The organism is Limosilactobacillus urinaemulieris, assembly GCF_932750685.1.
Lineage (GTDB): Bacteria > Bacillota > Bacilli > Lactobacillales > Lactobacillaceae > Limosilactobacillus > Limosilactobacillus urinaemulieris.
Genome location: NZ_CAKOBX010000007.1, coordinates 113,407 through 123,613, shown reverse-complemented (window position 1 = coordinate 123,613; position 10,207 = coordinate 113,407). Strand labels below are relative to the sequence as shown.

The following is a 10,207-nucleotide window of genomic DNA, read 5'->3' as shown; positions in this document are numbered from 1 at the left end:
ACTTGAATAGCTCTAATTCAAATTAATTAAGCGAATTGACTTCGCAAATGTTTTGCTTCAAATCATTATGATTGAAGACCTTACACATTTGATTCGTCGAAACTTTGTTCAGTTTTCAAAGGTCTACCTTAGTCAGTAACAAGTACTGACTAACAAGTTTATTATATCAGATGCTCATCATCAATGTCAACAACTAATTTGAAGAAATTATCAAATTAAGTTATTAAGTATTGTCTCACAAGCAACTTTTATAAGATACCATGTCATCAAACGGATGTCAACGAATAATTTGAAATAAATAAACAATCTGTTACTTTCAAAAAATCTAACCGTTTAACAACGTTGACTACTATACATTGCTTTTATTCTTCCGTCAACACCTTTTTTCCTTGTTTTTACGTATCTATTTTGATTTGCGAACTTTATTTAAATCAAAATTCTGAATATTTGTATTTTCCGAATGATCATTGAATTTAACTCGTTAATACTCTTCTTCATCAGTCAATTTCAAAACAATGATAATTTAAAAATAGTTAATATAATTCTTTCACCGTATTTAGACAAAAAACTTTTACGCCCGACAAGGACCAGATTAGGTTCAACAATAGTATCGATAATCTGATTACAAGTCTAAATTAACCATCTTTTAGTCACTTTTCACCACTCAATTATTTTCTCTTCCGTGTTCCGTTCTATCTACTATCATCTCTACAGATTGCATTACATCCCTAATTGATTTTCAAAATTACCCGATCTAGCTCATAAGTGAAAGTTGTTTTCTGTAAGCTGCTACTAATAAAGTAAACAATTGCATTATCCTGATCTTCCGTAAATGCGATCCTAACAGAACCAATCTTTCCAACATTCAGCCTAAATTCATAGAGACTCTTTCCGGCAATTTTCTTCCTGGTGGCTAACTTAACTTTAGACATCCCTGTTTCCACTTCTCTATTAACTGCCGCGCTAATCATCGTTGTGATCTCGTTATACTGCTTCCGATGTTTCTTAAAAAACGCCTTACAGCTATGTTTGTAAAATTCAACTTGCGTCTTAACCTTCTCCTTTCTGAATCAAGTAAAACTGATGACTTCGTGGAAACTCACGCTTAAATGCTATTGTTATCTTATGTTTGGCGTTACTACTTCCTCGTTGATACGTTATGATTTGTACTCAAAAAAAGACTCGCACCCATATTCAAACAGGCACGAGTCTTTTATATTAATAATCGTTTTTTTACTTCTTCTTGTTCTTTTTCTTCTTCCCGTTCGTTTCTTCCTTTTCGGGACGCATTGTTGGGAAAAGGATAACATCACGAATAGACTTGGCATCAGTTAATAACATTACTAACCGATCAATACCGATTCCAAGACCACCTGTTGGCGGCATCCCATATTCAAGGGCCTCAACGTAGTCTAAGTCTACTGGTTCTGCTTCATCATTACCATTAGCCTTTTCCTTAGCTTGCATTTCGAAACGTTCCTTCTGATCGATTGGATCGTTTAATTCACTAAATGCATTCGCTAATTCACTACCATCAACGTACAATTCAAACCGATCAGTCATTGCTGGATTTTCCTTGTTCCGCTTTGCTAGTGGTGAAACTTCAACTGGGTACTCATAAACAAATGTTGGTTGAATCAAGGTATCTTCAACAAATTCTTCAAAGAAGGCGTTCAAGATATGCCCCTTTGTCCAGTATGGCTTATATTCAACCTTATGCTCATCAGCCAGTTTCTTGGCGTCATCATCAGTCATTGATTCATCGCTAAAGTCAATTCCTGTCTTTTCCTTAACAGCGTCAACCATTGTGATGCGCTTAAATTCACCCCCAAGGTCGATTTCATGTCCTTGGTAAGTAATCTTACCATCATCAGAGACAACCTTAGCCGCTGCCTTAACAATCCCCTCAGTTTCATCCATTACGTCACGGAAGTCAAAGTAAGCAGCATAGGTTTCCATTGTGGTAAATTCTGGGTTATGGTGTGGATCCATCCCTTCATTCCGGAAAATCCGGCCAAGTTCGTAAACCCGTTCAAAGCCACCAACAATCAACCGCTTCAAGTAAAGTTCGGTTGCAATCCGCAAGTACATATCAATATCCAATGCATTGTGGTGGGTAATAAATGGTCGAGCATTTGCACCCCCTGCTTGAGTGTTCAAAATTGGTGTTTCAACTTCAGTAAAGCCATGTTCATCCATGTAACGACGGACTGCTTTAATGATCGCTGTTCGTTGGTGGAAGCGCTTGAAGCTTTCAGGATTAGAAATCAAGTCGAGGTAACGTTGACGATAAATTGTTTCAGGATCGGTAACCCCTTCCCACTTATTTGGAAGTGGGCGAAGAGCTTTAGACAAGAATGTAATCTTGTGGGCCCGAACGGTTAATTCTCCCGTATCGGTCTTGATTACATCCCCTTCAATTCCAAGGAAGTCACCAATATCAGCACGCTTAAAGATATGGTATGGTTCGTCACCAACCATGTCTTTTCGAGCATACACTTGAATTTTTCCTGTTCGATCAACAAAATCAGCAAAGCCAGCCTTACCGCTACTCCGCTTCCGAGTCATTCGACCAGCGATAATCACCATTTCGCCCTTTTCGCTTAGTTCTTCTTTATCAAATTGATCGTACTTATCGTGCAAGTCTTGAGCAAGGTGATCCCGCTTAAAGCGACGACCGAATGGTTCAATTCCCGCCTCTTTAAGTTCTTCCATCTTTTCGCGACGAACGCGCATTTGATCTAATTCTTGTGACACGTACTTTCTCCTCCTCTTAATTAAGCGTGCTTCCGTTGCTCTTTTTTCAATTCACGCTCAGCTGTTTGTTCAGCAAACCGATCAAAAATATCATTCATTTCCTGGCGAGTCTCCGCTTCAACTAACGAAGCTTTGGTTCGAGCAGAACGTGGAATCCCCTTAAGGTAGTAAGTAGAAAGACCGCGAAATTCCCGAACTCCCACATATTCACCTTTGAGGTCAATCAAACGATTAAGGTGTTCCTTAGCCATCTTAATTTTTTGTTCAGGTGTGGCTTCAGGAAGAAGCTCGCCAGTTTCCAAGTAATGTTCTGTTCGCTTTAACATCCATGGGTTACCAAGAGCTGCTCGACCAATCATTGCAGCGGTTGCTCCCGTCTCATCCAGAATCCGCTTAGCATCTTCTGGAGTCCGAACATCACCATTAGCCATAAATGGAATTGATAAATGATCTGCCACTTCTTTTAGTATATTCCAATCAGCGTGTCCCGTATACATTTGTTTTCGGGTCCGACCGTGCATTGCTAATGCTGCAGCACCAGCCCGTTCAGCAGCCATGGCATTCTCAACGGCATAAATATGCTTATCATCCCAGCCTGTCCGCATTTTCACCGTAACTGGTTTCTTTACTGCATCAGTAACATAGGATACCATTTCGTAAACCTTATTTGGATCGAGCAACCATCGTGCACCAGCATCAGTTTTAACAACCTTGTTAACTGGACATCCCATATTAATATCAATCACATCAGCTGCTGTATGTTCATCAACATACTTAGCGGCCTGAACTAAGGTTTCCTTTGTACCACCAAAAATCTGGATTCCCATCGGGTGCTCACTTGGATCAACATCCATCATATTCAATGTTTTCTTGTTATGGTACATAATTCCCCGATCAGAAATCATCTCGCAGACTACGTATCCTGCACCAAACTCCTTACAAATTACCCGAAATGCCGAGTTGGTAACTCCAGCCATTGGGGCAACCACAACCTGGTTAGGAATTTCGACATTTCCAATATGCCACTTCATTTTTTCACCTCATTATAAAATTAATGTGAACTGCACTGGCTAATTCTTCGTTCAATAACCAAATCATGATAGCACATCATCGATTTTTCACCAAATAAATTGGGCTATTTGGATTCGTCTTGGTCCATTTTGGCATAGATATCTTTTAATTCCTGCTCATTAAACTCATACTTCTTACCACAGAATTGGCAAACCGCTTCAGCATGGTGATCTTCATTAATCATCTTTTCCAGGTCCTTCTTTGAGATACTTGCCAACGCGTGAGCGAACCGTTCCTTACTGCAATCGCAACGGTATGAAACCGGCATCCGGTCTAAAATCCTCAATTGATCACCAAAGATTCGTTTCAGGATATCCTCAGGAGTATCACCATCCCGAAGCATTTCTGATACTAATGGTAACTCCTTCAATTTCTTCTCAAGTTTACTAATTTCTTCATCACTTGCCCCAGGGAGCACTTGAATCATAAAACCACCAGCGACTTCAATCGACTCATCAGGATTAACAAAAACAGAAAGACCGACTGCTGATGGAATTTGTTCAGATTGGGCAAGGTAATAGGTAAAGTCATCACCGAGTTCACCAGAAACCAAATTAACCTGTCCAGTATATGGAGTCTTATCGCCAGGTGCCATTTTAGTAACAGATAATGTACCGTGCTTTCCAATCGCTCCAGAAACGTCAATTTTTCCCTTTTCATTGGCCGGTAAACTAACATGGTTATTCCCCATGTAGCCCTTAACTGTCCCTTGAGCCGTTCCGTCAGTAACAATAAACCCAACCGGACCATCACCCTGAATTTTAACGGTCATTCCTGCTTCTCCTTGTAGACTGGCAGTTGCTAACAGGAGGGTCCCGATTAATGTTCGACCTAGAGCAGCTGAAGAAGCACTCCACGTATCATGGATTTCATGGGCCTTTTCAACTAATTGACTGGCATTAACCGCATAGGCACGAAACTTACCATCCTTGCTAATACTTTTTACTAAATAATCTGTCGATTTCATTTTTACCATCCTTTCACGTAAAAAACAGGAAGAACATGACCGTCCTGCCGGCTTATTCCCCCTGTTTCTCAATCTAATTATTTATCTTGCTCATCCGAAGCATCAGAATGATCGGAATCTGAGTCTGCATCACTAGCAGATGTTGGTGCATCAGCTGCTTCACTGTTTGGAGTATCAGCAGCTTGTGGAGCTTCTCCATCTGTAGCTGAACTACTTGCTTTTAGTTGTTCAGTTGCATTACTGTGCTTCTCATCTTCTAATCTTTCCAAAGCACGCTTCGACTCTTCAAAGGTTTGTGCACGGGCTTCTTCATCAGCCGCAGCAATATCCTTATCAGGCAATTTTCCCGTCTTATAAAGACTAAGAATTTGCTTTTCATCAAGTGTTTCGTACTTCAATAATGCTTCAGCAATCAGCTTATGTTGTTCACGGTGGGTCTCAATGATGTGAAGAGCTTGTTCATGTCCTTCACGAAGAATCCGGCGAACTTCCTCGTCAACTAAGGCAGCAGTCTTTTCAGAGTATGGCGACTGGTCGTAGCCCTGACCCGTAAATACTTGACCAGAACTTTGTAATTCAACAGGACCAATCTTATCACTCATCCCGTATTGGGTAACCATTGCCCGTGCGATTTGAGTTGCTTGTTCAAAGTCATTAGAAGCACCTGAAGATTGAGACTTGAAGATTAATTCTTCAGCTGCACGACCACCCATTAATCCGGCGATCTGTTCTTCAGCGTTCTTCTTAGACATTAACATTTGATCTTCACGTGGCAGCATAATAGCGTAGCCACCAGCACGACCACGAGGAACAATTGTTACCTTATGGACGACTCGAGCGTCATTCAAGACAAGCCCAACAATTGTGTGCCCTGCTTCGTGGTAAGCAACAGTCCGTCGTTCTTGCTTTGATTCAACCCGATCATGCTTAGCTGGACCAGCAATTACCCGGTCTTCAGCTTCATCTAGATCAGCAGCATCAATTTGCGTCTTGTTTCGGCGAGCAGCTAATAGCGCAGCTTCATTTAGCAAGTTAGCCAAGTCAGCACCGACAAAGCCAGGCGTTTGCTTAGCAATTTCCTTCAGATCAACATCAGCTGCCAGTGGCTTATTTTTAGCATGAACACGGAGAATAGCTTCACGTCCCTTAACATCTGGACGGCCAACTAGAATCTTCCGGTCAAACCGACCTGGACGAAGCAAAGCAGGATCCAAGACATCAGAACGGTTAGTAGCAGCCATTACGATGACTCCTTCGTCACCTTGGAACCCATCCATTTCAACCAATAATTGGTTCAGGGTTTGTTCACGTTCATCATGGCCACCACCCATTCCGGCACCACGCCGTCGACCAACGGCATCAATTTCATCAATGAAAATGATTGCAGGGGCTGCTTTTTTAGCCTGTTCGAATAAGTCCCGAACCCGGCTAGCACCAACACCGACAAACATTTCAACGAAGTCAGAACCAGAAATTGAGAAGAATGGAACTCCAGATTCACCAGCGACCGCCTTTGCAAGCAAGGTCTTACCAGTACCTGGAGGACCCTCAAGCAGAACACCAGATGGGATCTTAGCACCCAAACGAGTGAACTTCTTTGGATTCTTTAAGAATTCAACAACTTCAACCAATTCTTGCTTTTCTTCTTCTTCACCAGCAACGTCAGAGAACCGAACCTTGTTTTTCTTGGCATCAGCAGGCTTTGCTTTTGTCTTACCAAAGCTCATTACTCCACGACCACCGCCACCTTGGCCAGCTTGACCCATCATCATGTAGAAGAAGAATATCATGATGATTAGTGGTAGGACAGTCAACAGCAAGTTCATCCAAACACTGTTAGATTCCTCTGCCCGTGTACTGATCTTAACGTTATCCCGATTAGCATACTTTTGCAGTTGACTAACAGTTACGTCACTTTGTAATACCGAACTTTGGAAGTGGTTAACTTTACTGTTTCGTTGCGTGGCAAAACCAAAACTATTAGCAGAATTATTATCAACAGATTGTGGCTTACGATAAGTACCAGTAATCTTGTAAACTCCGCCATTTGGCTGTAGCTGGAAACTCTTAACCTTGTTACTCTTCAATTCAGAGATAAACTCTGTTTGTGAGACAGTCTTACTTTGTCCATTGTTTTGGCTTCCACCAAAGAAAAAGTAAGCAATTCCCATAATACATAAGAAAATCACTGCGTAGAAGAGAACGTTATGAGTAAAATTATTGTTTCTCCGATTGTTATTCATAACAACCTCCTATCTACCAGCAACAATAGTGTGGTTACAATTGTAGTGACTATCATAGCATAATTGACAAATATTGACCAGCCAATTATCGCGCTGATAATCACCACCCATCATTGGTCAATTTTACATTTTTTAAATTAACTTTTCCACTGATTTGACAGTAACTAATCTCAAACAAAAAGACGAGGAAAATTTCCCTCGCCATCACCTTATTAATTCTTTTCATAAACAGCCGGCTTTAAAATTCCAACATACGGAAGATTCCTGTAGTATCCTTGGTAATCCAAGCCATAACCAACTAGAAATTCATTAGGGACATTAAAGCCAACATAATCGGCCTTCACTTCAACTTGCCGTCCCTCAGGCTTATCTAACAAAGTACATACCTTAACACTCTTTGCACCGCGTTCTTTTAAGAGATCAATTAGGTACTTTAGAGTATGACCAGTATCAACAATATCTTCCATAATAAGAATTGAACGATCACGGACATCTGACTTCAAATCCTGAACCAGTTTTACTTTCCCGGTGGAAGAAGTTCCGCCGTAGTAACTAGAAACATCAATAAAATCAAGCTTAGCCATTATGTCCATTCGCTTGATCATATCAACAGTAAATAAAACGGCCCCAGTCATTACAGAAATAATCAACGGGCGCTGATCCTTATATTCAGCAGTCAGTTGATCAGCCAGTTCATCCATTCGTCGATTAATTTCTTCCTTACTGTATAAAACTCGTTCAATATCGTTATTCATTCTTTTCTCCTCTTCAAATCGTGCCTGCCAATAAATAATTGTTGCCACCGGGTAGTGTAGTCGCGGGGACGAGTAAACCATCCCCATTTACGCCCAACAACCCAAACAACATTATCTTGAGCGTCAACAATTACTAGCTGCTGATTACGTCTTGATAACGGCACTTTCTGATCAATTAAAACCCGACTAACTTTTTGGTGGCCGCCATCCTTTAATGGCAGCCGATCTCGTTCTCGCCACCGCCGAATCGTTAATGGGAACTGCTCAGGTGCTAACCACATTTCTTGACAGTATTCTTCCTGATTAAAGAAGGCCCGATCCTTAGCGATCGCAATTTGATAATCGTTTTCAATTGAATACCAACGGCCCAATTTTACCACAGAATTTATGGAAGTTTGAGTTTTTTGTAGCGATTGATTAACATTTTTTATAAATAGTTCGGAATAGTTCTTAAATAGTACCAAATCAGGGGTGACTTGACGTTCAAACTGGGGTAAATGACGATTATTAATGTCTGCAAGTAACTGTTCAATAAAGCCCCGTTTCAATCCTAAGACACCGGTTTTCTCTAACCACCGTACTAAAACCAGCCGCTCCTTAGCTAGAGATAACTGAGATAGTTCTTTTATATCCAGATGGCCATCCTTGTTACTAAGTTTTGCTAATTGTTCTTGAGCAAACTGGTTTTCAAGTTCAACCGCTAACTCGATCTGTTCATGGTAACTGCTTAAAGAAGCTAAGAAATTGGAATTTTCCTTTTCTAATAATGGAATGACTTGATGACGAAAACGGTTGCGACTAACAGTTAGTTCGTTGTTAGTTAAATCTTCATACCACTTTAAATGATTATTGATCGCATACTCACGCAAGCGGTGTTTAGGAAAGCTTAAGAGAGGCCGTTCAAGCACTCCTGATGCAAAAGGCCGCTTTTCTTCAATCCCGATTAACTGGTGCAATTGACCACCGCGAGTAAGTTTCATTAGCATTGTTTCAGCAAGATCATTTTGGTGATGCGCCGTCAGTAAAATCGTTGCTTGCTCTTCCTTCATTACCTGAGCGAAAAAACGATAACGCATTTTTCGGGCAGATTCTTCAATCCCAGTTTGTGGATGATCAGCTAACGACCAGTGGTAAACGAATAATTTGAGCTGGTGTGCATTACAGTAATCACGAATAAATCGTTCCTCTTCCTCACTCTGCTTTCGTAGCCGATGATTAACATGGGCAACAATTATTTGGGGACGAATATTTGCGGGAAGTTCCTGTAGCAATGCTAACAAGACCATTGAATCTACCCCCGTTGAAACCGCCACGACTACTCTATCATTTTTAGTAAAAAAGCGACCCCGTTCCAGGTGCCGCTTAAATTCGTTGTTTAGTTCCATCTTAGCTTCGACGACCGCCACGACCGCCACGCTTACCGTCAGTTTGACGCTTTAGTGTTGAAAGACGAGATTCGCTTTCCTTCAAGTATCCAGCTAACATTTCATCAAAATTTTCGTGGTGTCGCGATTGATGATGGCCTGAGTTGAATCCACGGTGGTAACCATGCTGACTTTGATGCTCAAAATCATTATTCCGGTGTTCATGATGCTCATGATGGAGGTTATTATGACGATGCTCGCGATGTTCGCCATGTTCTTCGTTATGATGGTGTTCTTCTGCATCCTTCATGGATAAAGCAATTTTGCCATCATCGCCAACCTTAGTGACCTTAACAGTCACAGTATCACCAACTGATAATACATCATGAATGTCTTTTACGTAATTATTTGAAATCTGACTAATATGTACTAAACCAGTTTGGTTATCATCCAAATCAACAAAGGCCCCAAAATTAGTAATTCCTGAAACCTTACCCGAAACCTTTGCTCCAACTTCAATTGACATGAAATTAATTGATCCTCCTCAAGCCACAATATTGTGATAAATGTACGTTGAGTATACCATACTTCAAACCAGAAAAGGTGCTAAAACCTCAGAAAAAAACAGGAACAAGTTATCCATGACCCTGTTCCTGTTTTATTGCTAATTATCTAAATTATAAACTGTCTCGCCCTTCTTCGTATAGTTATACTTTGAGCGGATTATTTGTTGCAGATAATCGGGATTATGTAACTGCTTTTTCTCTTGTTTAAGGTCTTTTCCAATATCCCTCTGACGAGCTAATTGGGTCTTTGAAGTACGAATACTTGCTTCAATCTTTGCTAAAGACCGTTTACTTTGAATTATTTGAAAACCAAGAAGCAAAAAAACAACCGAGAAGATCAACAAAATTCGTTTACAGCGCTTAATATGTGCACGACGAACTAACTGCTGATTAACAGTCATTTGCTGCGCATAAGGCGTATTAATTTGTGAAATTTTGTCAGATCGACTCCTCATTTTAATTGCCCCCTAATTTGGCTTATCAC

At 40.7% G+C, this 10,207-nt stretch carries 9 protein-coding genes; all 9 read right to left on the bottom strand.

Annotated features, from left to right (window positions below):
• Positions 1–728: 728 nt before the first annotated feature.
• A complete protein-coding gene (locus MR181_RS06320; protein ID WP_242336206.1) occupies positions 729–932 on the bottom strand; it encodes a hypothetical protein in 204 nt (67 codons plus the stop codon).
• Between the two features lie 301 nt (positions 933–1,233).
• Positions 1,234–2,757 (bottom strand): lysine--tRNA ligase, encoded by a 1,524-nt coding sequence (gene lysS, locus MR181_RS06315; protein WP_242336203.1) that lies wholly within the window; start codon positions 2,755–2,757, stop codon positions 1,234–1,236.
• A gap of 20 nt (positions 2,758–2,777) precedes the next feature.
• Positions 2,778–3,788 (bottom strand): tRNA dihydrouridine synthase DusB, encoded by a 1,011-nt coding sequence (gene dusB, locus MR181_RS06310; protein ID WP_191911667.1) that lies wholly within the window; start codon positions 3,786–3,788, stop codon positions 2,778–2,780.
• A gap of 104 nt (positions 3,789–3,892) precedes the next feature.
• The gene (hslO, locus tag MR181_RS06305) at positions 3,893–4,795 is read right to left on the bottom strand and encodes an Hsp33 family molecular chaperone HslO (protein WP_242336197.1); all 903 of its coding nucleotides are present in this window, start codon (positions 4,793–4,795) and stop codon (positions 3,893–3,895) included.
• A 77-nt stretch (positions 4,796–4,872) separates the two neighbouring features.
• Entirely contained in the window at positions 4,873–7,038 is a 2,166-nt protein-coding gene (gene ftsH / locus MR181_RS06300) for an ATP-dependent zinc metalloprotease FtsH (RefSeq protein ID WP_242336194.1), read from the bottom strand.
• A gap of 212 nt (positions 7,039–7,250) precedes the next feature.
• On the bottom strand, positions 7,251–7,793 hold the full coding sequence (gene hpt / locus MR181_RS06295; RefSeq protein ID WP_242336191.1) for a hypoxanthine phosphoribosyltransferase: 543 nt from the start codon (positions 7,791–7,793) through the stop codon (positions 7,251–7,253).
• Positions 7,790–9,199, bottom strand: a complete 1,410-nt coding sequence (gene tilS, locus MR181_RS06290; RefSeq protein WP_277956501.1) for a tRNA lysidine(34) synthetase TilS — start codon at positions 9,197–9,199, stop codon at positions 7,790–7,792. Before tilS ends, hpt begins: the two co-directional genes overlap by 4 nt.
• The gene (locus tag MR181_RS06285) at positions 9,180–9,683 is read right to left on the bottom strand and encodes a S1 domain-containing RNA-binding protein (RefSeq protein WP_242336188.1); all 504 of its coding nucleotides are present in this window, start codon (positions 9,681–9,683) and stop codon (positions 9,180–9,182) included. Before MR181_RS06285 ends, tilS begins: the two co-directional genes overlap by 20 nt.
• Positions 9,684–9,821: 138 nt before the next feature.
• Entirely contained in the window at positions 9,822–10,178 is a 357-nt protein-coding gene (locus MR181_RS06280) for an FtsB family cell division protein (RefSeq protein ID WP_102168310.1), read from the bottom strand.
• Positions 10,179–10,207: the final 29 nt, after the last annotated feature.

Bases quoted from the DNA above. Each gene is read 5' to 3' on its own strand.
- MR181_RS06320 (WP_242336206.1), bottom strand. From the start codon at position 932: ATGTCTAAAGTTAAGTTAGCCACCAGGAAGAAAATTGCCGGAAAGAGT.
- dusB (WP_191911667.1), bottom strand. From the start codon at position 3,788: ATGAAGTGGCATATTGGAAATGTCGAAATTCCTAACCAGGTTGTGGTT.
- hslO (WP_242336197.1), bottom strand. From the start codon at position 4,795: ATGAAATCGACAGATTATTTAGTAAAAAGTATTAGCAAGGATGGTAAG.
- ftsH (WP_242336194.1), bottom strand. From the start codon at position 7,038: ATGAATAACAATCGGAGAAACAATAATTTTACTCATAACGTTCTCTTC.
- hpt (WP_242336191.1), bottom strand. From the start codon at position 7,793: ATGAATAACGATATTGAACGAGTTTTATACAGTAAGGAAGAAATTAAT.
- MR181_RS06285 (WP_242336188.1), bottom strand. From the start codon at position 9,683: ATGTCAATTGAAGTTGGAGCAAAGGTTTCGGGTAAGGTTTCAGGAATT.
- MR181_RS06280 (WP_102168310.1), bottom strand. From the start codon at position 10,178: ATGAGGAGTCGATCTGACAAAATTTCACAAATTAATACGCCTTATGCG.